The following is a 22,404-nucleotide window of genomic DNA, read 5'->3' as shown; positions in this document are numbered from 1 at the left end:
GCGCACCAAAGATGACGAATTATTCGATCACTTAAAACCGGGCTTTGGAAAAATCAGTCAAGTTCACCGCTTTCTGACATCAAAATCGCCAGCGGTCGTGTAGAATGGATTTGCGACAAGATGATCATCACCACGGCAGTCAACGGTATCGCCAATATGGTGCCTGCCAGACCCCACATCGCGGTCCAGATCGTCAGCGAAAACAGCACCATAAACCCGCTCAGGTTCACCGAATTTCCGACCAGGCGGGGTTCAAGGAAGTTTCCGACAAACAGCTGAGCGGCCATGAGCGCGATCAGCGCGACACCGGCGTGCCAGATGCCGCCGAATTGCACGAGGCTCAGCATGACGGGAAACAGAACGCCAACAATGGAACCCAGGTATGGGATATAGTTCAAAAGGCCGATCAATATGGCCCAGAACATTGCGAACTCGATGCCAAGCAACAACATGATCACATATGAGATCACAGCCAAAATGACGTTGATCAGGGTCTTTGCGCTTAGGTAGCTGCCGATTTTCTGGTTTATCTGGGCGACAATTTGCAGCGACCGGTCAGCTGTTTCAGCATCACCCAAAGCCTTTCTAACTTTTTCCGGCATATCGTCCAGATCGGACAGGATGAACACAATATAAAGGATTGTCATTAACATGACCGTCCCGAAACCCTGCACTGTGGAAAGCGTCCCCTGCACAAAACCCAAAACATCGAACTTGCCAGCAATCGTCTGCTCGATCGTGGACCAGTCTGGCAGTTTTTTGACACCCAAAATCGCCATTGCCGAGTCAACCAGCGCTTTTAGGTTGGTTTGGTAACGCGGGATATTCTGGGCGACCGCTTGCGCGTTTGCCTCAAGAAAAACCCCTATCAGAATCAGCGTTAGAAATATGGCAAGCAGTGCAAGTAAACGGCGCCCGCGGCGTGGAATGTGGCGCAACCCCGGAACACGGCCGATTGTCGAGGCGGTCGAGTCCAGAATGTATATTCCGATAATGCCCAAAAGCACCGGAAGAAAAATGCTCTTGCCCAGCACCAGCAGCCAGCCGATGACAACAGCGACGATCAGGCCAGATGCAAGTTTTGTCACATTAAACTGCAGCATATCTTCGCTTTCGGTCGGACGTGTGGGTCCTTTTGTGCCGGGTTCTAGGCTTATATTCAACGTCTTTCACGCAATCTGAGCGCCCCGAGCGCAGTGACGGCTACCCGGTGCTGGAGGCGTTTCGCGACCACCGGCAAAACACTGCGCGATTGACATCCATTCGGCAGAAACCGGCCCTTCCACCTTTAGAGATGTATCTGCGATGTTGCGGGTTTGGGCCGAGACTTGCGCAAACTCTACCGCAGGTCCTGTTATCCGATTGTCCCCCGGTTCACCGAACTCCCATAAGGCTCCGGAAGGTGCGGTCAGTTCAAGTCGCGGCATCGCCTCGGGCACAGGTTTGCCGTTGACCTGATAAGCCCAACCAAAGGTATTCACACCCAGAATGACGATGTTCTTGACTCGGTCCTGTTCGACGCGCTCGACACCAAGAACGTCAAAAATCTCTTGCCCGTGTGCCCAAGTCTCCATCTGGCGGGCCGTGATCGACGAGCGTACAGACATATCCGGACCGGCCCATTTCACCCGGTGCTTGGGATCGAGATCGGCCCAACGTGTGCCAATATCTGTGTAAAGTGTCCGCCAAGCATCGCGCAGCTCGTTCCCACGCAGCAAAATCGCTTCGTTCTCGGCTGCGCGCAGCCCTTCGGCATTGGCTTTGACAAACAATGCGCCAATGCGCGCAGCAAATGCGTCGGGGTCCTGAAGCGACAAATCGGCCATCTGGTTCCAATAGTGCAGATGCACCAGAACATCGTTCAGCGTCCATCCCTTGAACTGGGTTTGGTTTTCCCATTGGTCGCCCGAAATATCGGCTAGAATGGCAAACAATGCCTCGCTTTCTTGCAAAAAATCCATTGCCTGTTGCACTGCTTGTTCCCTCGATTTTGTGTTTGCCTGTTCGATGTCCCCGGATGCAGTGCCTGAGCGGCGGTAGCCGACACACACCCAATTCTACCTATGTTTCGTCAATCTCGATCATAACATCCCCCGCCGCCACCTGTTGTCCGATCTCAACGTGTACAGAGGTCACGACGCCCGCAACGGCGGCAGTGATTTGGTGCTGCATCTTCATGGCTTCGAGAACGGCCAGACAGTCGCCATTCGAAACGCTTTGACCAGGTCTTGCCGCCACCTCGACCAGGGCACCCGGCATGGGGGCGGTGACGCGACCGCTAGCGATCGTTCCCGCATCCAATGCACCGGGACGCAGGCGTCGAAACGTCCGGCGCTCGGCGCCGATGGCGATCTGGGCCGTGTCCCGGGTTATGTGTGCGGTGGCGTCGACGGTGTTGTCATTTATGCGTGCCCGGACCTTCCCGCTGCTGCGCTTGATGAACGAGACATCATACGCGTTGCCCTCAACCCATACGGTCCATCCTTCGGGGCGGGCGAGTGCGCGCGTTTGTATCTCTTCGTCAACATAGGCAAGCGTCACGGCGAACGGCGGCAACGCCGCGCTAGACCAACCCAACTGTTCGGCGGATACGTAGCCCGACGCCGCCCTTGCGCGGGATTGATCCGCATCCAACAACAGCGCAGCCGCCAAGGCGATGTCCGGCGCAGTTACCCGGTACGCAAGAAAGCCCCGGGGGTAGGTCCGATCCAAAAATGTTGTCGTTGCATCACCAGCAATGAAATCTCTGTGCTGCAGCACATCTGCAAGAAACCGCGAATTTGTCACCGTTCCCAGCAAAATAGATTCGTTCACAGCCTTGATCAGCCGCGCACGTGCCGTTTCGCGGGTTGGACCATGCGCAATGATCTTTGCAAGCATGGCGTCATAGAAAGGCGATACCTCCTGCCCTTGTTGAATGCCGGAGTCCACACGCACTCCGGGTCCAGTCGCAGCCTGCCAGAAATCAATTGGACCGGTTGCCGGTAGATATCCGTTAGCGGGGTCTTCGGCATAAAGCCGCGCCTCAATGGCGTGGCCGTTCATGGTGACGTCTTCCTGAGAGATCGGAAGGGCGTCACCCTGCGCGACAGCGATCTGTAGCGCCACTAGGTCGATGCCAGTGACCATCTCGGTGACAGGATGCTCAACCTGCAGTCGGGTGTTCATTTCAAGGAAATAGAAAACGCCGGACGGTTCCAATAGGAACTCCACGGTTCCGGCGCCGCGATAGTTCACCGCACGGGCCGCCTCAATCGCCACGGCTCCCATTTTTTCGCGCAATTCTGGCGTCATGGCGGGGCTTGGGGCTTCTTCGATGACTTTTTGGTGGCGACGCTGAATCGAGCATTCCCTTTCGCCCAGATGAATTACGTTCCCGTACCCATCGACAAAAATCTGAAATTCGATATGGCGCGCATCACCGATCGCTTTCTCAAGGATCAATTTGCCGGATCCAAAAGCGTTCTCGGCCTCGGATCTGGCAAGCGCAATCGCCTCAGAAAGAGCGTCGGCGGATTGGACCACGCGCATTCCGCGACCACCGCCACCAGCTGCGGCTTTAACCATAATAGGAAAGCCGATCTTGTCCGCTTCTGTGACCAGAGCGGCATCCGATTGATCATCGCCTTCATACCCCGGAACGCAGGGAACGCCCGCGCCGATCATCAGGCGTTTGGCGACGGCCTTGTCGCCCATCAGCCTGATCGCTTCGGGATCGGGTCCGATAAAAGTCAGACCCGCGGTCTCGACTGCCGCTGAAAAACCCGCATTTTCGGACAAAAACCCATAGCCCGGGTGAATTGCCCCTGCCCCGGCTTTCTGAGCGGCAGCAATGGTCTTTTCTGCGTTCAGATAGCTATCACCAACCGGCCCTTCACCGATCCAAACCGCCTCATCAGCAAGTTCGACATGGGGTGCCCGCGCGTCAGCGGTTGTATAAACGGCCACCGTGCGCAGCCCAAGCGACCGGGCGGTTCGGATGATACGCGCGGCGATTTCCCCACGATTGGCAACAAGAAGCGTGTCGAATGTCATGCCTCAGCCTCTGCTATCTGTCTTGGATGTGGATTTGGTGAGTAATGCAGTATGATCAAAACCTGTGCACCCCGTACGAGCTGGGTTTGACCGTTCGCGCGCGACCCTCAAGGCAGGTTTCAAGGCAAAAACCCAGCACGCGCCGCGTGTCGCGGGGGTCAATGACGCCATGATCGATACACCGGCCCGAGGTATAAAACGCATTTTCCTGTCGTGTGAAATGCGCTGTGATCGCTGCCTTCTGCGCAGACAGTTTGGCTTCGTCGGGGTCGATCCCTTTGCGTTTGAACCCTGCGCGCGCGACCAGTTCCATCGTCCCGGCGGCTTGCTCGCCGCCCATCACGCCCGTTGCCGCATTGGGCCAGGCGAACAGGAAGTCCGGGTCATAGGCGTAGCCGCACATCCCGTAATTGCCCGCCCCGAAACTTGCCCCGACATAGAGCGTGATCTTGGGCACATCGACAGATGTAACGGCCTGAATCATCTTGGCCCCATGTTTGATCATGCCGCTTTGTTCATATTGGGTGCCGACCATGAAACCTGTGATATTGTTCAGAAAGATAAGGGGAGTGTCAGCCTGACCACATAGCTGAATAAACTGCGCGGCTTTGTTCGCGCCTGCGGGGTCCAGTGGCCCGTTGTTTCCAAGAATGCCCACAGCGATACCATTGATTGTGGCCTGCAAACAGACAGTCGCTGAGCAATAGTCGGGTTTGAAATCCTCAAAATCCGAGCCATCCACAATGCGGGCCACGACCTCGCGAACGTCATAGGGAACGCGATAATCGGTTGGAACAAGGCCTGCGATCTCATCCGTATCATATTTCGGAGGCTGCACGTCTTTGCAGCGACGCACAGGCAAGGATTTGTTCCAATCCAGCCGGGCCATCACGTTCCGGGCCATTTCGATACCGTGCGCATCATCCTCGGCCAGATAGTCGACCAGCCCGGATGTGGTGGCATGCATCTCGGACCCGCCCAGATCGCGGTCATTGGCCTTTTCGCCCGTCGCCGCGTGAACCAAGGCTGCACCGGCCAATGCGGCCATACCATTGTTCTTCACGCCGACAACATAGTCTGCAAGGCCTGGCATATAAGCCCCACCGGCGGTTGACGGGCCATGCAGTACCGCGATGTTGGGCAGGCCAGCGGCCGAATGGCGGACCAGATTGCGGAACAGTTTGCCGCCATTGGCCCAGAATTCGACCTTGTACTCCATAAGATTTGCACCGGCGCTTTCGACAAGATGCACAAAAGGCAGGTTCTGTTTCAAAGCCATGTCTTGCGCACTCAGGAAGGCCGCAGCTGACATCTCGACCATCGCGCCGGCCTTGATCCCTGCATCGTCGACGATGATCATGCAGCGCACGCCCGAGATGAAACCGATGCCAATAACCAATGACGCGCCCGGAACCGATTGATCAGGATCGTCTGTATCGACGCAGTAACCCGCCAACCCGTGCAGCTGCAAAAAAGGCATTCCAGGATCCAACAGTTGGGTCAAACGGTCACGGGGTGTGATCTGCCCCCGGGCCTCCATCCGTTCACGCCGTTTCTCTGACAGGGCGACAGGACGTGCTTCAAGCGCGCGCATCTCGTCGACAAGAGCCAGCATATCGGCTCGGTTCTTGGCAAAGCTGCCAGAATCGCGGACGACTTTACTGACAAAACCCATCAGATTTCTCCTCGCTCGGTGTATGAGGATAACTCTGCAGGAATCCTGATCGGTGTGGCCAGCAATATCTGGGCATAACTCTTGCCTTGCGCGTCGTTGCGCAACGAGGCTACGCCACCGCCACCCAGCGCATTGTGCAGCAGAATGTTCATGGAATGCGTTCCTGGAAGAAAGAACCGTTCGACCCTGCCAGATAGGTAGTTAGAAAAAACATCTGCCAGCGTCGCTTCGGTCAGCGCGGCCCAAATGTAGGGCAAAAAGGTAGCATGACGTACAATGACCCCAATGTTTGCGGTGTCGCCTTTGTCCCCAGATCTAGCACAGGCCAAATCTTCCAAAGGGCATGTGATCCACTCGGTCACCTTTTCATCGGCTATTTCCGGGGCTTTTGCCGGGACAGGTTCCGGGTCTTGAGTGGGCGTTTTTGGCGGATTGTATGCGATATCGTCCCCATCCATCGTTACGCAATAGGTCAGCGTGTCGTTTGGCACCAAGAAGGAAAACAGGGCAACGACTGGCGAGGGTTTTGGCCGTCCTCCTCCGGTAAAGATGTGCAACCCCGGCGGTGCGGCCAGTGCGCACCCGGTCATCTCACGCAGGAATACGCCAACCGCGCGGGGGTCGTCGTGTTTCACGGCTGCCTTGAACGAGATCTCTTCGTAATCGCCGTCGCCAGGCCGACCTCCGAAGGTTTCAAACGACACCTCGCGATAGTCGGGAGAACCGATCTGGTGGAGGACAGCGCGCGCACGATCCAACCCCGCTTGGGCAAAAGCCTTCGCCTTTTGTCGTGCCTCACGCCCGTTGATCAGAATCGTAATGCCCGCGCGATAGCCATCCGCCCAGGTGGCGGACACTTTGAGCTGCCCGGTCGGCGCGCGGCCTTTTGCACCCAAAACGGTTACATGGTCTGGCTCGGAGTGCTTAATCCTGACATTGGAAAAGTCGCAAATCACGTCAGGCAGAATATAGGACTGCGGGTCGCCGATCTCATACAGCATCTGCTCGCAGACCGAAGCCGGGGTCACACATCCAGCTGTGCCCTGCGGCTTGGTCAGGACCAGCCCGCCATCGGCGTTTACCTCGACAATTGGATAGCCGATCTTGGCGATGTCGCCTGCCAATTTCCAGTCCGTGAAATTGCCTCCGGTGGCTTGCGGACCACATTCTATCAAATGCCCTGCAAGCGACCCGGCAGCCAATAAGTCGTGGTCTTCGGGCCGCCATCCAAAATGATACATGCACGCCGCTAAAGTCAGAGCGCTGTCGACGCAGCGGCCTGTGATGACGATATCAGCACCGCCGTGCAGCGCCACCAATATCGGCCCAGCCCCAATATAAGCATTCACCGAGGCGATCTTTTCGATCGGTGGCATCGGCGCACCGGAAAACATCTCAGTCCGATCGACAAACTCAGCCACACGCGGCAGCAGGTCGTCGCCTTCGACCACTGCAACTTTCAAGTTCAATCCCAACTCTGCAGATTTGCGACGTAATTCATCAGCACAGGCAACTGGGTTGACCCCGCCTGCATTTGACAAGACCTTGACGCCTTGCTCGGCGATTTGGGTTAAATTGTTGGCCATAACGTCAGAGACGAAATCCACCGCATATCCCTTTTGGGGGTCTTTAAGACGGGCGCGGGCCATGATCGACATGGTGATTTCGGCGAGGTAATCGTAGACCAGAAAATCGAGCCCCGGGGCACGCAGCAATTGCTGTGTCGCATGAGGGGCATCCCCCCAAAAACCACTTGCTCCTCCGATCCGCAGAGAATGTGTCACGCCACGTCTCTCCCGCTTGGGTGCGATCCGCAGTTTACAGACCGACTGTTCTGTTTTTATGATTTACTGACCACCTTGGTCAACGAAGATTTACCACTGCGACGCGACGGAAGATGACGGAATCGATGCCAAAAAAACCTTCAGTCCAGGATCAAAGGTCCCGAGATATGCAGGCCAAAATCAGCAATGCGACGGTCACTTGTCTGGATCAGCTTGGGTATGCCGAGACCACTTTTGCCAAAGTACAAGCCAAGGCGGGTATCTCACGCGGGGCAATAACGCATCACTTCCCCACGAAGCAGGCATTGGTCGCAGCGACCGCGATGCGACTATTGGGCAATGCGCAAAACCCGCTCTGGCCACATGATCGCGCGCCTCAGCCCGTCTATGACCTGATTATGTCTGCCTGGGCCAATATCGTAAATTCCGCAGGTGGGCGCGCCATAGTCGAGATTCTGGTTGCTTGCCGAACCGATCCGGAACTGTTCGGCATGCTTGAACAGAGCCTGAGAGACTGGGACAAGTCGAACCTCACCCTGATCTCCGCCCGGTATGTCAGCGCAACGGGTGACCGTAACGACACTGAATTGTTGTGGAGCATCGCCCGGAATTTCCTGCGTGGTTTGTTGTTGCATGAGAAATTCGTTTCATCGCCAGAATACCTTACGCAGATGATGGATCGCTTCGCACGCATGATGGAAAGCCAGCTTCAGGTATTGCCCGAAAATGACGTTGAGGAGGTCAAATGACCCTGCCATCCCCTTTCATGGCCCCTGAACGCGAAGCTTTCCGCGGAAATTTCCAGCGTTTTGTCGATGCCGAAATCAAACCTCATATTGAGCAATGGGAGGCGGATCGCAGCGTCCCGTGGGAGCTGCATGCCGCAATTGCTGAGTTCGGCGTATTTGGCTTTGGGATCGATGAGGAATACGGCGGTCTAGGTTTCGACAACGCCTTTATGCGCCATGATTATAGTGAAATCCTGTTCGGCTGTGGGGCATCCGGTATCGGAGCCGCCGTTGGGGGACGTACGATTTCCATCAGCCCAATTGCGAAATTTGCTTCCGAGGAGTTCAAACAGAAAGTGCTGCCCGAGATCATCTCGGGGCGCATGATGTCGGCCCTTGGGATCACCGAACCAGGCGCAGGGTCGGACGTTGCCAATATTCAAACAAGTGCCGAGCGCAAAGGCGGCCGATGGATTCTGAACGGGGAAAAGACCTATATCACCGGGGGTATGGATGCCGAATGGTTTGTGATCGGCGCCCGCACTGGCGGCCCGGGCCTGACCGGTATCTCATTGTTTTTGGTCCCTCATGACGCGCCCGGGTTCAGCCGCACGCCGTTGGGTGGCAAGATGGGTTGGCACAGTTCACAGCAAGCGACGCTGCATTTCGATGATTGCGAGCTGGATTCTACTGCCCTGTTGGGGCCTGAGAACAGGGGCTTTATCGCAATCATGAACAACTTTAACTTTGAACGGCTTGGCCTGACATCCGCTTCGTTGGGTATGATGAAACTATGCTACGATAGTGCCCTGGACTGGGCACGGGAACGCAAGACATTCGGCAGGCGACTGGTCGAACATCAGGTCATTGGCCACAAGTTTGCAGAAATGTCTGCCCGGATTGATATGAATGAGGCATATATCGAACGGATCTGCTGGGCAATTGAACAGGGCCTGATGCCAGTCGCCGAAATTGCAAAGGCCAAGGTTCAGGCCACGACGTCACTGCAATTTGTTGCTTCCGAAGCGATGCAGATCTTTGGCGGTGCCGCATACATGCTGGGCAATCCGGTCGAGCGGATCTGGCGCGAAATCAAAATAATGGCAATTGGCGGCGGATCCGAAGAGATAATGCGCGACCTGGCCGTGCGCCAGATGGGATTGGCCGGGCAATAGTGGCGGCGTTGTGGGTCCGCAAGCGCGTGCTATGGACGTGAAGAGATCGCTGAAAGGCCGAAATTAACCAAATTCTTTGGTCAGCAATTGCCGAAAATGATCAATGCACAATTGCGCAATCATTTTTGACAACCTAAGTTGCGCCAAACTCATCACGCGAGGGAATTATGGATATTTGGTTCTATGTGGGGCTTGGCTTGTTGTTATGGGCTATCAGAGACTTGGTGTTTGGTTCGACCTACTTGTGGGAACGGGTAACCCGCGCTGAAAATCCGGGAACCTACTGGGTTTGCGTTTTGGTTTGGCTTGTCGTTGCATTGGCTATTTTAGCCACGTCACCAACGACCTACTACCTGTTCTCCTGACTGCGCGTTCCGAAATGCAGGCCATGTAACCTGCATTTCCAAATCATAGAGGCTGGTGTTTTCACTATGGATGCAGTCACCTAATCGTTCGCTTGGCGAGCGGACCCGACTGTTCAAACGTCAAAATCCAGTCGGCTGTCCCGTACGAAACGTTGGTCATTGCCTGAAAGCCGGCAAAGGCGGTCCGGACGGGAAAATTCTCTGAAATGGTATGGTGCGGGTGGAGGGACTTGAACCCCCACGCCTTGCGGCGCCAGAACCTAAATCTGGTGCGTCTACCAATTTCGCCACACCCGCAACCCAGGCACTCGGTGCCGGAATGTCGGGGTGAATAGCAAAGCTTGCCACGGAGTGCGAGAGGGAAAATTGAGTTGTGCGCAAGATTATTGATGACATCGGCGCAACATGCTTCTGAACTGACCGTCGTGCACATATGGTGTCTGCCGGACGCTGCCGCTAAGCGGGATGCGGGATATTCTCATGTGTTGCTGTTCGCGGCAGGAAAGCAGCCTGATTTTTGGCGTTCTACGAGTAGAGAGAAAAGATTACTTGGGCAAGTTTGACTAATTTTATTGTTTTGTATTTAGCAACACTCAGGTCCCTTTGGTGAGAAGAAGAAAACTATCTTACGTTGAGTAAAATGCCCCTCATCTAAGGGCGGGCTATGATGAGAACCCAAAGACGAATGCAACATACATATATTTTACAGACGTCCTCTGGGTAGATTTGGTGTCAGGTTGATTTCAAAGATAGAGTAATTACTGTTTATGAACAGTGCTCTAGACGCACTACCAAAAATACAACACGTGCGCATCGTTGCAAGTTTTCTGCTCTTGAATGCTGCTAACGATAAATGGCGCTGTTCACATTAACGCCGAAAATACGCCCGTAGGTTGTGGTTGAAAAATGTTACCAAACACAATTGCGCCACAATTCAAACGCCAAAAAATCTTATTCGCGTCAAAATAAGAACGCCTTGAAAGTCACTTATGAGCAGTAGGAGTTAATGAGTCTTTTTTGCCTTCGGGCGCTGTACGAGTTTTTTCGCTCAACTCCAGTACAAGGGTCTGAAACGTGACCAATATGATGAACTCCGCTGCTGCCGAGCAAGAAGCCGTTGGCCTTGCGCGTGAAAGTTTTCTTGGTGAACTCAAATCCCTGAACCGCGACCATCCAAACACCGGGTTTGGCGTTTCGTTGCGCACCCGCTCCGGGCGGCGATATTTGCTAGCCAACTCGCGTATGCCGCTGCCCGAAACCAAATCCGAGGGCTTTCCGACCGGGCGTCGTCTTGCCCGCCTTGAAAACAGCGAGCGATTTAGCTCGATCGAAGTTCTGGCGGATTGCCACACCTTCGAATCGATTTCGCCGGGGGCCGAAGCTGCGATCCTGGGCAATGCCCTGAATCTGATCGCCCGAATCGACACCATGACCAGCACGCCGACAGACACGTTGGCCGCGACAGGAACCGGAGGCTGAACATGGCGCGCAACGACCATCTTTTGTCAGTTGGCAATGAGGCACTGACGCCCATGACGTCAGCGATGAACTCGCTGACCGCACAGATTGATCAACTGACAGAGGTGGCGGATGCACGTTCGTCCGCACGTCTTGCCACGCTCAAGACGCGGATGGAGAATTTCTCGGCCAGCGTTACAATGGTCGGGCAGGTCAAGGCTGGTAAGTCCTCGATCGTGAACATCCTGGCCGGGCGCCCTGCCCTGCTTCCATCGGATGTAAACCCGTGGACATCGGTGGTGACCACGTTGAACATCAACACCCGCACCGAAGGCGACAAACGCGCCAAGTTTACCTTCTTTGAACAGGAAGAATGGGACAATCTGATGGTCGGCGGCGGCCGCCTGGGTGAGTTGGCAAACCGCGCCGGAGCCGATGACGAGATGGATGACATTCGCCGCCAAATCGGCGAGATGAAGGCTAAATCCGAATCCAGATTGGGCCAGCATTTCGACCTGATTCTGGGGCAGAGCCATCAATATGATTACTTCGACGAAGAGCTGATCCAGCGCTATGTCTGTCTGGGTGACGAAGATGACCCGGACATCAACCCCAAGACCGGGCGGTTCGCCGATGTGACGAAGTCGGCAGAGCTGTATATGGATATCCCGCAATACCCGATTGCGCTCAAACTGTGCGACACGCCGGGTGTCAACGATACCTTTATGGTCCGCGAACAGATCACCCTGCGCAGCTTGCGCGGATCTGAGGTCTGCGTTGTTGTTCTGGCTGCCAGCCAGGCGCTGACGACAATGGACATGGCGCTGATGCGCATTATCGCGCAATTCGAAAACCGGCAGATCATCCTGTTTGTGAACCGAATTGACGAATTGGCGGATCCGGTCAATCAGGTGCCGGAAATCCGCGACCGCATTCAGGATACACTCAAACAGAACAATATCGACGCCAATACCAGTGTTGTCTTTGGCAGCGCCTTGTGGGCCGAGGCCGCGTTGACGGGCAACCCTGAGATTCTTTCCGATGAATCCCGCGAGGCGTTGAACACGTTCTATCTGGCCGCCGGTTTTGGCGATCAGGCACCCTCGCTCGACAAGATTTGGGCACTGTCCGGCTTGCCCGATTTGCTGTTGGCCATGAACGAACGCATCGCCGAAGGCGCAGGCACCCGGTTGCTGGATCGCGTCCGTCACCGCGCCCGCAATATCGCCAGTCAAATCCGCGCCACGGCCGTTGCCAAGACCCTTTCGGGCGGCGAAGGCCTTGTGCGTGATTTGGACGGGGTATCGCCAGAGGAAGCGATTGCCACACTCTCGGATCAATATGAAAAGAAAGCGGCCGAATTGACCGCATCCCTGCGTGCGAAGGTGTTGGAGCGACTGAATTCAGCGGAATCGAACTTTGTCAAACGTGCAACGGATTCGCTGATTGCCCACCTTGAGCTGAACGGCGAACAAGGCACATGGCAGTATGACCCAGCGGGGCTGCGCACCTTGCAAAAGGCCGCATATTTCAGCTTTGCGCGGTCGATGCGCAAAGAAGCAAGTGCGCTGTACAATACGGCGGCCGCAGATATTGAGACGCTTTATCAGAAGATACTGGGCAACCACCTGGGTGAGTTCAGTATCGAAGCGCCCATTGTTCCGCGTGTCCCACCCCCACTCGGAATTGGGCGAACAATCGCTTTGGACTTGCAAAGCACCTGGTGGCGTCGCTGGTGGCAGCGCCGCAAAGGGTTCGAAGCTTATGCAGCCGACTATACGCGCCTGATCGCGTCCGAGGCGAATTCGATCACCAAGGATATCGAAGAAAATCAGGTCGCAGCCGTATTGGAAAACGTACGTGCCGTCCTGTCGGATTTCATGCGCGAGCAGAAAGAGACGTTGCTTAGCATTTCGGCCTCGGCCGAGAATGACCCAAGCCGCAACGCAGCTCTGATGGCAGGACTGACACCACAGAAATCGCGTGACGATATTCTGGGCGACATCCTGAAAGATCTTAGTAACGAGGCAGCATAAGTAGCGATATGGCAAAAGACTCACAAACCCGTTTCGTCTCGCCCAAAGCATGGGAACGCATCGAGCAGTGGTCCCGCCGCAAGCCGGTCTTTGCCCTTATGGGAGAGTTCAGCGCCGGCAAATCGACGCTGATGAACTTTCTGCTTCGGTCGCACGCGCTGCCAACCCAGGTGACGGCCACACAGTTACCGCCGGTCTGGTTCAGCTGGGGTAAGCAATCAGCCTATGTGCAGCGCCATGATGGTATGCGCGAGAATATTGAACTGGATGCGTTGGAATCGATCGGCGTAAACGACGCCCAATTCATTCGTATTTTTCTTGAATCCGATATCCTCGAAGCGGTTGATCTGATCGACACGCCGGGTATCTCGGACCCCAAGATTTCAACCGATGTTTGGCGTCGCGCCGTAGGTCAGGCCAATGGCGTGCTGTGGTGCACACATGCAACCCAAGCCTGGCGCGAGACCGAGCGGGCGACTTGGGTCGCCCTGCCCGAACGGTTGCAGCACAACTCGCTGCTGTTGGTAACACGTGCGGATACACTGGGTCCGAAAGACCGCCAAAAGGTGTTGCGCCGCGTCAACCGCGAGGCAGGGCATCTGTTCAACCGGTCGATTTTGTTCTCAGCTCGCGATGCGATCACCGCCCGCGACAAGAGCGGCGATGCCGAACTGTGGGGACGCAGCGGTGGCGGCAAGATGGTAGACAGCTTTCTTGAGATCACCGAGCAGATCATGGACAATCGCGCAGACATGCTGGCGCGGTACCAGATCGACAATAGCCTTGCTGATGGGCCACGTGTCCAACCGATCCCCCCACGCAAAACCACTGAAAGCGCAGAACAGCCCACTCCACTAAAGCTGGTCAATCCCGTTCAGGACGAAAATGCGCAGGACGAAGTGGTAACAAGCTTTCCTGTACGCCCTGCCCGCGTTGAAGCACGCTCAAACGATACGGAACGTGCCCCCCGGATTGATGCGGATGAGGCTGAACGGTTGCGCGCTGAGATGACCGCGATATCGGAAGAAACCAAACCTGAGACCGAAACCGATCAGGACGAGCTGCGTTCTTTCTTCCGGGAAACGCCCAGTCAGCCTCTGAATTTGGCCGATGTTGCCGAGATCCCTTCGGAAGAAAACGCGTTTCTTGAACTGGATGACGAGGATTTCGACGAAGAAGAGACCTTGGAACTGGAAGTCGAGAGTGAAGGCGAGGCAAATCAGCCTGACACCGGCTCCGATGGTCAGGATCACCTATTGGCGTCGATTGAGGATAAGCTGGCTGACGCAGCTGAAGATGCTGTATCCGAAAACACCGAAGCAGACGCGCAACGTGCTGACACATCTGTGTCGTCAATCGTTGCATTGCTCGCCGAGCAATCGGATGGTACGGCCGATGAGTTCGAACTGGAACCCGAAACCAGCGGCCTGATCGAAACACAGGTCGTGCCTATGTCAAACGGAACGTCCGAGGCCGAGCCTGAGTCTGAAACCCTTGAGAAATTGCTGAATGCGGACGCCGGATCAACACTCAGCGCATCGGCGATGTGGCGCGAGATCACCGCTGGTGAGGATCTTCCTGAAGACTCCGAAGGCCTGAAAAAAGTTTTTGTGGCCTTCCTGGAAGAGTTCGACAAGATCGCCGCTGAACACGGCGCCCGCGACGCAAAAAAAGACGTTTCAACGCTTCCGAAAGCCGGGAACAAGGGCGGGGCTGAATGGCATGTTTTATAACGTGAAATCAAGGTAGAAGGACGGGAAGCCCGATGTCTATCGAAGCCGCACTGAAATCTGCGATGGAAACGATACCCGACTGCGTCGCAGCCGGGTATATCGACATGGAAACAGGGATGTTATTGGGGACCAGTGTCCGCGATCAAGAGGACGCCGAAGTGCTGGACAGTCTCGCGCTTGCAGTGGCGAACCTGTTTCAGGGCGGCGGCGTGGGTGCTTTTGAAGCATTGCTGCGGAAATCGGGTAATGCTGATACCGAAAATCCGGGATTTGGGGAAATCGCGGTGTTTTCAAAGGATCGGTTGAACATTTTTTTGCGGACGCAGGCCTATCCGGATCATGTGGTCTGCTACATCTGTCGCAACAGCGCGAATGTAGGGTTGGCACTGACAAAATCGCATCTCAGTCTGGGGCCCGTCGCGGCCGCAGTTTAGACGGGACCAGAGGGGGTCACGGCATGATGGATACAAACATACTCGATTTGCTCGAGGACATTGGGCGATCATCGGTTGCCCGACTGGAGCCAGCCGTCGCGCTTGCTGGTGACACTGCGCTTGAGCGCCGCGAAAAGGTATTGCAGTCCATCCGTGGCACTGTTTTGCCGCGCCGGTTGGAGTTTACGGCTGCCAATGGCGATTGTCTCGCGATTGAGGTCAACAGCTCTCGGGTTACAGATGTCTTTCGTGTCCGGTCCGGCGTTGCGCCTGATTTTGAAACCGAAGAGCGCGATACGCTGGCTGGGCAATTGGCGCAACTGGTAACCGATATTGCCGCGGCGCCTGCACCGCTCAGCCTGATATCCCTACGGCCGGACGCCACGCTGGAAGCGGACGATGTCGGAATCACTTTTAGCGAAATCGCTAGTGCTTGCACGATGATCGAAATGCCCGCTGAACCCGTCATAGCAGTCGTTCCGGACACAGCCGAGCCAGCAAATTACGTGGAAGCAACAGACGATGCCAGCGATTTGGCCAATCAGTTCTATCTCGGCAGCCAGCGTTTGGCTGTTGGTCGCATCCGGGTCAAAGCTGAAGGCGGGGAAATGGTTCAGTCTGACGGCGATTGTAGTGAAGATCAGCCATTACATGCAGATGAAACTTTGCTGGCGCAGTTCGCGCATGACCTGTCGGGCTGGGATGATGACGCAGCCGCGGCGCTGGATCATCCGCAATTGATCGTCATGCGTCCGTCCGGCGGTAAAGGTTCTGGTTTGGCCGTCCTGAACGACGGCGAAGAATTTTCCATGGTCGTTCACGAGGCGCGCAAGCTAGGCGCCATTGTGAATCTGTGGACATCTCTGACGGAGCGTTCCGAATGAGCGCGCCCGTAATATTCAATTTTTCGACTAATTCAATCTGTGATTGCAAGTACCCAGGGTAACAGTATGAGTGAAAATAACCGTCGTGAGTTAATAAGAATCGCCGAAGATATGAACGGGGTCAGCAATGACGAGACCCGCCAGTTCATTTCGCGTATTGTCGGCGACCTTTCAAATCTAAAACCGTCAATTGCATTTGTCGGGCAAATCAAGGCTGGCAAGTCCCGCCTTATCAACGGGTTTACGGGGCAGGCCGAATACCTACCCTCGGATGTTAATCCGTGGACGACCGTGATCACCGACATGCATTTCGGTCACCCCTCGGGTCGGACCCAAGGGGCCGAATTTCATTTCTTCGATAACCGTCAATGGCAGGCGCTGATCGCCGAGGGCGAAGAGCTGCGCAACATGTTCCCCGACGACGAGGACAGCTATAAGCGCGAGATGATCGAAGAGCAGGTCGACGCGATGAAAACCCGCGCACAACTGCGATTAGGCGACAGCTATGAGCAGTTGCTGGGTCAGCATCACGATCTGGAGCATCTGAACTCGGACGATCTGGCCCGTTATGTTTGTGCGGGTGACGATCCGACCGACAGCGAAGAATACGACCCCGGTTCAGATCGGGGACTGTACAGTGACATCACGCGCAAGGCCGAGGTCTACTTTGACATTGGCCATTTTCCGTTCCCGCTGACGGTCACGGATACGCCCGGCGTCAACGACCCGCTGCTGATCCGCGAAGAAATCTCGCGCCAATACCTCAAGGAATCCGATTTCTTTGTTGTTGTATTGTCCGCACATCAGGCGCTGTCCCGTGCGGATCTTAAGTTGTTCCGCCTGATGCAGGCGCTGGAACTGGGGCAGATCGTCGTCTTCATCAATCGCGTGGACGAACTGGGCGGCGGCGCTGAAGACGCTGGAAAAGTCCGGACGGACGTGTTGGATGGCCTGGAAAAAGCCCTGGGCAACTCGGAAATTGATGTTCTGATGGGCAGCGCCCAATGGGCCCATTATGCCTTGACTGGTGACGATACCGGCGTGAACCACGATCACGTTCTGGCTTGGCTGCGCGCCCACCCCGAGCAGATGAAGCAATATCTGGACGGTGTAGAAGAGATCAAACAGGGCCCTGGCCCAATCAGCCGTGAGGGCGTTTTGCGCTTTGCCGCAATGATCGCCTCTGGTCTACCCGATCTGCGCCGCCACGTTACGCACGCCTTGACCCAAGGGCCCCGTGACGAACAGCTCAAGATGGCCTGGCAGCACCTTAACAGTTTTGCGCAAGGTGAGCTGGAACGGTCTAAGGCCCATCTGCGCGTAATTGACGACGAAAACTCCGCCGACATTACCGACGGCGACGAAAACGACAAAACATTGGCCGAGCTGCGCGCGCTGGTTTCGCAAAAAACCACACAGATCATTGACGATATGGATGATGTGTTGGCCAATCTTCGCGGCGTCATGGATGACACTGTATCCGAAGCCGTCTCCGCCGTTGTCCGCGGACCGAATGGCGATTCCCCTTTGTTGGCCAAGGGCGGTGACACTGAATTGAACTTTTCGCCGCTGCGGGACCGCATGCGCGAGCTGGTTCAGGGTGCGACACAGGTGGTGCGGCAGCGAATGCTCAGCGAGCTTTATGCGGTCGACATGAACAGCAATGCCGCACTTCGCGCCCTGCCCGGCTGGCAAGACCCGACCGACAGTCGGATGAATACCAGTGCGGTTCGGTGGTTCCGTCCGGATACCACCGCACTGACGCGTGGCATTACCGTGGAACTGCGCGTCAGTTGGCTGTCCCGTCTGATTTCGCGTAAAAGTGTGGTCGCTCGGGCCGAACGGATGATCGTTCAGGAATTCGAAATGATCGGGGACGATCTGGTGGACACGGCGCGCGCCGATCTGCTTGAGCGTCTGAACACCGTTCTTGATCACTATCTGGCCTTGTTGGCCGGACATCTTGAACAACGCGCCGGAACCGGCCAAACCAATGTTCGTGCAGAAGCACAGGCAGCATTCGATCAGGCACAACGTGTTGCAGATGATCTGGATGCGGTATTTGGCGGCAATAGCGCCGACAAGAAATTAGCAGAGGCTGCGGAATGATTGAATTTCCCGGAACCGAACAGGAAGTACGCAAGCTTGAACGCTTCCTGACCGCCACCGAAAACCTGCCTTCAGAGGCGGGTCTGGACAAGATGCGCGAGCGCGCCTTGTTCCATGCCGAACGGCTTTCGAATGCGGTAAACATCGGTTTTGCCGGGGAATTCGGGGCCGGAAAATCCAGCCTCGCAAACATGCTAGCCGGGGCGGACATTCTGCCAACCGGCCCTCAACACTTGAAATTGCCATTGGTTATAGTGGCCTATGCGGATGCACCGGAAACCACCGTTGGCTGGTGGGACAAAGAGCCCAAAGTCTATTCCGGCATTGCACTGGAAAAAGCCGCGGCAGACGACCCGGACTTTATCTCGATTGGGCTGAATACCCCTGCCCTGCAAGAGATCTCATTGTTCGATCTGCCGGGAACCGGCGCATTGGATGACACCTACAAGTCCACTTTGGACCTATTGTCCTATGTCGATTGTGCCATCTGGTGCACGAACGGAACCAATGCCTGGCGTGAGACTGAGCGCCACCTGTGGGCACAAGTTCCGCAAGAGTTGCGCTCGAATAGCTTGCTGGCCGTAACCCACGCGGATCTCCCCCCGGTCCGCGACGCGCTGGACCGTGTTCTGAACCGATTGGAAAAAGGAAAAGGTAAATTCTTCCGGTCTGTCGTGCCTATCGGCACACCAGTCGCGGTCAAAGCCATGGCGCAAGAACCCGAGCCTGATTTTGATCTGTGGGAGACCTGTGGCGGTCAAAATTTGGCCGAACAGGTCCTGCAAGTCGCATCCGAGCGGCGTTTGAAGGATTTGGAAGCTGCCCGAAATGACATCGAGCAAGAGTTTCTTCCGTATCTCTCCACCCTGGACATCGCAGAAGCTGAACCAGCGCAGGTCGAAGCACCGTCGATTCATGCGACGTTGGAATCCGCCCTTCCCCCGCTTGAAAACCCGATCCTTGAAGACTGGCTGGCGGCAATTGCCAGCATCTATGACGACTTGCGCGAGACATCAGATATAGAACCGGCCGCATTCCTGAACAGTTGTCAGGAAATCGTCGAAGATTTTGCGGAGCGTCTGGAGCAAGGAGGCGAAATCGCCACTGAAGCCGACTGGATCCCCGGTGAGTTTGAAAAGGCCACCGATCTTCTTTTGCTGCTGCAATTCGAAAGCGGTGACGCGCCACTGAAGGACGCAATCAGCATCCTCGCCCAGCTAAGCGACAACCTCGCCTGGGCCGGCAGCCGCGTCGATTCCGTTCAGGCAAAAACCGGAACCTGACGCCTACCCGTTTTAATTGAGCCGCAATGCAGCGATTCGAAGCCCTCAGAATCGCGCGTTTATTGTTTCGGATTTAGTGACCAATCCGCAAAAAACAGGCACTCAGTCCGCAAGTTTTACCGGTAAAAAATCAACATTTAGATTCACGCGCACGCAATGGCACCATATGTGGATTTTCTTGGCGCTGGGTTCTTAGTGAAGCCATCAGGCGGCCCCAATAAAGTCAAATTTGAAACGTCTAACGTACTTGAGTGTCCTGCGGTTGTGTTTGGTTGTGAGTTCGCGGGCTGAAAGCCCAGTTAAGTAAGCCGCAAAACGATTAGAACGGGCGGAAAGAAATGAGCCACAACCAGGCCGTCGGCGCGACGCACGACGAACCGAAAATTGAAGGTCTTCAACCAGGCGCCAAGCTGTTGCGCGGGCAGTACGAGATCCTGCGCTTTATCAGCAATGGCGGATTTGGGATCACCTATCTTGCGCGGGACAGTCTGGAACGCGAAGTTGTGATCAAAGAGTGCTATCCCGGTGCCCTTTGCCGTCGTAACGGCGATATGGTTGAACCGGTCGAGCCGGACTACAAGGACGATCTGCGCGCAATCATCGACTTGTTTATCCTCGAAGCACGCAATCACGCCCGCTTGGTACACCCCAATATCGTCGACGTTCATCAGGTGTTCGAAGACAACGAGACCGCTTATATCGCGATGGATTTCATCCGTGGCTGCGATCTGCTGGACTACGTTGAAGACTCCAAAAACAAGGCTGGTCCGGACTTTATCGTTCAGGTCACTGAAAAAATGCTGTCAGCGGTGTCTTTCATACACCAAAGCGGCATGCTGCACCGCGATATTTCGCCCGACAACATCCTGATCGACGAAAACGGTGATCCGGTGCTGATCGACTTTGGCGCCGCGCGTGAACAGGCTGCGCACCAGTCCGCCGCGCTGATGACCCTGCGGGTTATCAAGGATGGCTATTCGCCGCATGAGTTTTATGTACGCGGCGCGGAACAAGGGCCAAGCAGTGACCTCTATGTTCTTGCGGCGACCCTGTATCACGCCATCAGCGGCGAACGTCCGATCGACGGTCAGACCCGCCTGAACGCATTCAACAACGGTCAGACGGACCCCTACACACCGCTGGCAGGGCGTATCGAAGGCTACCCCGATGGGTTCCTGGAAGCCATTGACAAGGCGATGGAAGTTCACGCAACGGATCGCCTGCAGACCGCATTAGATTGGCTACGCATGTTCCGCGGCCCCGGCGTGATGTTCGACAGCTTTGACTATCGGCCGGTGTCGGTGATCGTGGCGATGGACCAAAAAGACGAAGAAGAAGAGAAAGCCAGGATCAAGGCTGAAAGCGAAAACGCCGAAGCCGTTGTCACCGCATTGCTTGCCGGAAACACTGACATTGCACTGGGCAATGAGGACAAGAACGACGACGGGCTCGCTACGTTCACATCGAAGGATGAAGCTCCGGTCGCGGTGGATACAGTGGTCAAAAGCGGATCCAGTGGTGCAGGCAAAATTGTTGCGGGTGTGGCCGTGGTCGCCGCTTTGGCGGCAGGCGGGTTCTTCCTGATGTCCGGAGAGGAAACTCCGGTTGAGGACACCGCATCGACCCAAACACCCGTGGTGGCGGAACCGGCGGAAGAAACCGCCGCAGTCGAAACAACTGAGCAGGAACCGGTCGAGCAAGTGACCGCAGCCGAAGTGGAGCCGGCACCAGAACCAACTGAGCCCACGCAGGCCGAAGTCGCATCCACTCCAGAGCCTATCGAGCAAGCGCAAGAAGACCCGGTCGCCACGGAGCAGGAAGAAGCTGCGGCGACGGAAACGGCCGAAGCCGCGACCGTTGAGCCGACGCCGCTTGTTCCGGCGGAACCGGTGAACCTGGCAGAACAGCAGATCGCATTCTCTCACTGGGACGTAGACATCCCGTTTCAGACATCACGCCGCCGGGCTTCGACCGGCAACGTGATTGCGATAACCGGTGTTGACCAGGATATGGACGCGTCGATTGTGGGTGAGTGGGTCAAGCGCGGCGCCACGATCTTTACTCTGAATGGCACACCGGTGCAGGCGGATACGACTTTTGCCGCTCAGGTGTTGAACGATCTGAAGGTGGACCCGGACGGCTACATCCGCGTTTCTGCCCGGTATCGCACATTGGGTGAAACCCGCCCTCAGAACGGATTGTTGGCACTGCCCGCGATGCGCGTGCTCGGCCTGGAAAATGGCTACGTTTTCACAATTCAGAACAAAGACGGTGCGGGATGGAAAACAGTCCTGAGCTCGGTTCCGCCCGAGGCGACAGGCAGCTTGCAGGAAGGGGATGTCCTGGTCGCAGAGACAAATTCGGGAACTGGCATTGATGGCTCGGACAGCCTTGATGTTTTGTTGGCCAAACTTGTTTCCGAAAACCAGCCGCAGGCCCGTTTCAGCGTTTTGCGCAGTGGGGTCGAAACGAATGCTGACATGCCCTTAGCGCAGGAGTGATCTGACCGGTTCGTGTGTGATCTGCCAGTAAGTGTTTGCTGAGGGTTGTGTCAAATTCGGCACCCCTGACGGGAACCGGCCCGTCGCGGAAGTAGAAAGTGACTTGTTATCGCAACTATCCATGCCGTTGTGCAACCGCGCACAGAGGTAAGAAGCAGCCCCATGGGACCGTTGTCCTGTGCCAAGAAATAAAGGTGTCGACAC

Annotated in this window: 16 protein-coding genes and 1 tRNA gene; 11 read left to right on the top strand and 6 right to left on the bottom strand. The window is 55.8% G+C overall.

What is annotated here, in order from left to right; translation table 11 throughout:
- Positions 1-53: 53 nt before the first annotated feature.
- The 5 genes from AC2FFP_RS12990 to AC2FFP_RS12970 form a co-directional block, all read right to left on the bottom strand.
- On the bottom strand, positions 54-1,163 hold the full coding sequence (locus AC2FFP_RS12990) for an AI-2E family transporter (protein WP_496881126.1): 1,110 nt from the start codon (positions 1,161-1,163) through the stop codon (positions 54-56).
- Positions 1,164-1,169: 6 nt separating this feature from the next.
- Positions 1,170-1,961: a TIGR03084 family metal-binding protein gene (locus AC2FFP_RS12985; RefSeq protein ID WP_496724688.1), complete on the bottom strand. Its 792-nt coding sequence runs from the start codon at positions 1,959-1,961 to the stop codon at positions 1,170-1,172.
- Positions 1,962-2,061: 100 nt separating this feature from the next.
- Positions 2,062-4,035 (bottom strand): acetyl/propionyl/methylcrotonyl-CoA carboxylase subunit alpha, encoded by a 1,974-nt coding sequence (locus AC2FFP_RS12980; RefSeq protein WP_496844350.1) that lies wholly within the window; start codon positions 4,033-4,035, stop codon positions 2,062-2,064.
- A 55-nt stretch (positions 4,036-4,090) separates the two neighbouring features.
- The gene (locus tag AC2FFP_RS12975; RefSeq protein ID WP_496881125.1) at positions 4,091-5,710 is read right to left on the bottom strand and encodes an acyl-CoA carboxylase subunit beta; all 1,620 of its coding nucleotides are present in this window, start codon (positions 5,708-5,710) and stop codon (positions 4,091-4,093) included.
- On the bottom strand, positions 5,710-7,494 hold the full coding sequence (locus AC2FFP_RS12970; protein ID WP_496881124.1) for an acyclic terpene utilization AtuA family protein: 1,785 nt from the start codon (positions 7,492-7,494) through the stop codon (positions 5,710-5,712). Before AC2FFP_RS12970 ends, AC2FFP_RS12975 begins: the two co-directional genes overlap by 1 nt.
- Before the next feature lie 167 nt (positions 7,495-7,661).
- On the opposite strand from AC2FFP_RS12970, the gene AC2FFP_RS12965 reads away from it, so the two are divergent.
- From AC2FFP_RS12965 to AC2FFP_RS12955, 3 genes are all read left to right on the top strand, one after another.
- Positions 7,662-8,243, top strand: coding sequence for a TetR/AcrR family transcriptional regulator (locus tag AC2FFP_RS12965; protein WP_496766433.1), 582 nt, complete (start codon positions 7,662-7,664; stop codon positions 8,241-8,243).
- The gene (locus AC2FFP_RS12960; protein ID WP_496766431.1) at positions 8,240-9,397 is read left to right on the top strand and encodes an acyl-CoA dehydrogenase family protein; all 1,158 of its coding nucleotides are present in this window, start codon (positions 8,240-8,242) and stop codon (positions 9,395-9,397) included. The genes AC2FFP_RS12965 and AC2FFP_RS12960 overlap by 4 nt, the downstream gene beginning before the upstream one ends.
- A gap of 167 nt (positions 9,398-9,564) precedes the next feature.
- The gene (locus tag AC2FFP_RS12955; RefSeq protein WP_496724700.1) at positions 9,565-9,762 is read left to right on the top strand and encodes a hypothetical protein; all 198 of its coding nucleotides are present in this window, start codon (positions 9,565-9,567) and stop codon (positions 9,760-9,762) included.
- A gap of 212 nt (positions 9,763-9,974) precedes the next feature.
- On the opposite strand, the gene AC2FFP_RS12950 is transcribed toward AC2FFP_RS12955, so the two are convergent.
- Positions 9,975-10,059, bottom strand: a tRNA-Leu gene (locus AC2FFP_RS12950).
- A gap of 786 nt (positions 10,060-10,845) precedes the next feature.
- On the opposite strand from AC2FFP_RS12950, the gene AC2FFP_RS12945 reads away from it, so the two are divergent.
- The 8 genes from AC2FFP_RS12945 (at position 10,846) to AC2FFP_RS12910 (ending at position 22,200) form a co-directional block, all read left to right on the top strand.
- Positions 10,846-11,241, top strand: coding sequence for a hypothetical protein (locus AC2FFP_RS12945; RefSeq protein ID WP_174822482.1), 396 nt, complete (start codon positions 10,846-10,848; stop codon positions 11,239-11,241).
- Between the two features lie 2 nt (positions 11,242-11,243).
- Positions 11,244-13,256, top strand: coding sequence for a dynamin family protein (locus tag AC2FFP_RS12940; RefSeq protein ID WP_496766429.1), 2,013 nt, complete (start codon positions 11,244-11,246; stop codon positions 13,254-13,256).
- Between the two features lie 8 nt (positions 13,257-13,264).
- Positions 13,265-14,989 carry a dynamin family protein gene (locus AC2FFP_RS12935; RefSeq protein WP_496881123.1) on the top strand — a complete coding sequence of 575 codons (1,725 nt, stop codon included), beginning with the start codon at positions 13,265-13,267 and terminating at the stop codon, positions 14,987-14,989.
- A 32-nt stretch (positions 14,990-15,021) separates the two neighbouring features.
- Positions 15,022-15,423, top strand: coding sequence for a hypothetical protein (locus AC2FFP_RS12930; RefSeq protein ID WP_058276616.1), 402 nt, complete (start codon positions 15,022-15,024; stop codon positions 15,421-15,423).
- Positions 15,424-15,446: 23 nt separating this feature from the next.
- Positions 15,447-16,307, top strand: a complete 861-nt coding sequence (locus tag AC2FFP_RS12925) for a hypothetical protein (protein ID WP_496844345.1) — start codon at positions 15,447-15,449, stop codon at positions 16,305-16,307.
- 66 nt (positions 16,308-16,373) lie between these two features.
- On the top strand, positions 16,374-18,416 hold the full coding sequence (locus AC2FFP_RS12920; RefSeq protein WP_496881122.1) for a dynamin family protein: 2,043 nt from the start codon (positions 16,374-16,376) through the stop codon (positions 18,414-18,416).
- Positions 18,413-19,699 (top strand): dynamin family protein, encoded by a 1,287-nt coding sequence (locus tag AC2FFP_RS12915; RefSeq protein WP_496766421.1) that lies wholly within the window; start codon positions 18,413-18,415, stop codon positions 19,697-19,699. Before AC2FFP_RS12920 ends, AC2FFP_RS12915 begins: the two co-directional genes overlap by 4 nt.
- A gap of 338 nt (positions 19,700-20,037) precedes the next feature.
- On the top strand, positions 20,038-22,200 hold the full coding sequence (locus AC2FFP_RS12910) for a serine/threonine protein kinase (RefSeq protein ID WP_496766419.1): 2,163 nt from the start codon (positions 20,038-20,040) through the stop codon (positions 22,198-22,200).
- The last annotated feature ends 204 nt before the right edge of the window (positions 22,201-22,404 follow it).

The organism is Ruegeria sp. YTSC004, assembly GCF_059609805.1.
The sequence above is the reverse complement of the archived record's forward strand: the minus strand, read 5'-3'. Positions and strand labels throughout refer to the sequence as shown.

What these genes read in the sequence shown, in the direction of transcription:
- AC2FFP_RS12985 (WP_496724688.1), bottom strand. Translation starts at nt 1,961, where the DNA reads ATGGATTTTTTGCAAGAAAGCGAGGCATTGTTTGCCATTCTAGCCGAT.
- AC2FFP_RS12980 (WP_496844350.1), bottom strand. Translation starts at nt 4,035, where the DNA reads ATGACATTCGACACGCTTCTTGTTGCCAATCGTGGGGAAATCGCCGCG.
- AC2FFP_RS12975 (WP_496881125.1), bottom strand. Translation starts at nt 5,710, where the DNA reads ATGGGTTTTGTCAGTAAAGTCGTCCGCGATTCTGGCAGCTTTGCCAAG.
- AC2FFP_RS12965 (WP_496766433.1), top strand. Translation starts at nt 7,662, where the DNA reads ATGCAGGCCAAAATCAGCAATGCGACGGTCACTTGTCTGGATCAGCTT.
- AC2FFP_RS12960 (WP_496766431.1), top strand. Translation starts at nt 8,240, where the DNA reads ATGACCCTGCCATCCCCTTTCATGGCCCCTGAACGCGAAGCTTTCCGC.
- AC2FFP_RS12955 (WP_496724700.1), top strand. Translation starts at nt 9,565, where the DNA reads ATGGATATTTGGTTCTATGTGGGGCTTGGCTTGTTGTTATGGGCTATC.
- AC2FFP_RS12945 (WP_174822482.1), top strand. Translation starts at nt 10,846, where the DNA reads ATGATGAACTCCGCTGCTGCCGAGCAAGAAGCCGTTGGCCTTGCGCGT.
- AC2FFP_RS12940 (WP_496766429.1), top strand. Translation starts at nt 11,244, where the DNA reads ATGGCGCGCAACGACCATCTTTTGTCAGTTGGCAATGAGGCACTGACG.
- AC2FFP_RS12935 (WP_496881123.1), top strand. Translation starts at nt 13,265, where the DNA reads ATGGCAAAAGACTCACAAACCCGTTTCGTCTCGCCCAAAGCATGGGAA.
- AC2FFP_RS12930 (WP_058276616.1), top strand. Translation starts at nt 15,022, where the DNA reads ATGTCTATCGAAGCCGCACTGAAATCTGCGATGGAAACGATACCCGAC.
- AC2FFP_RS12925 (WP_496844345.1), top strand. Translation starts at nt 15,447, where the DNA reads ATGATGGATACAAACATACTCGATTTGCTCGAGGACATTGGGCGATCA.
- AC2FFP_RS12920 (WP_496881122.1), top strand. Translation starts at nt 16,374, where the DNA reads ATGAGTGAAAATAACCGTCGTGAGTTAATAAGAATCGCCGAAGATATG.
- AC2FFP_RS12915 (WP_496766421.1), top strand. Translation starts at nt 18,413, where the DNA reads ATGATTGAATTTCCCGGAACCGAACAGGAAGTACGCAAGCTTGAACGC.
- AC2FFP_RS12910 (WP_496766419.1), top strand. Translation starts at nt 20,038, where the DNA reads ATGAGCCACAACCAGGCCGTCGGCGCGACGCACGACGAACCGAAAATT.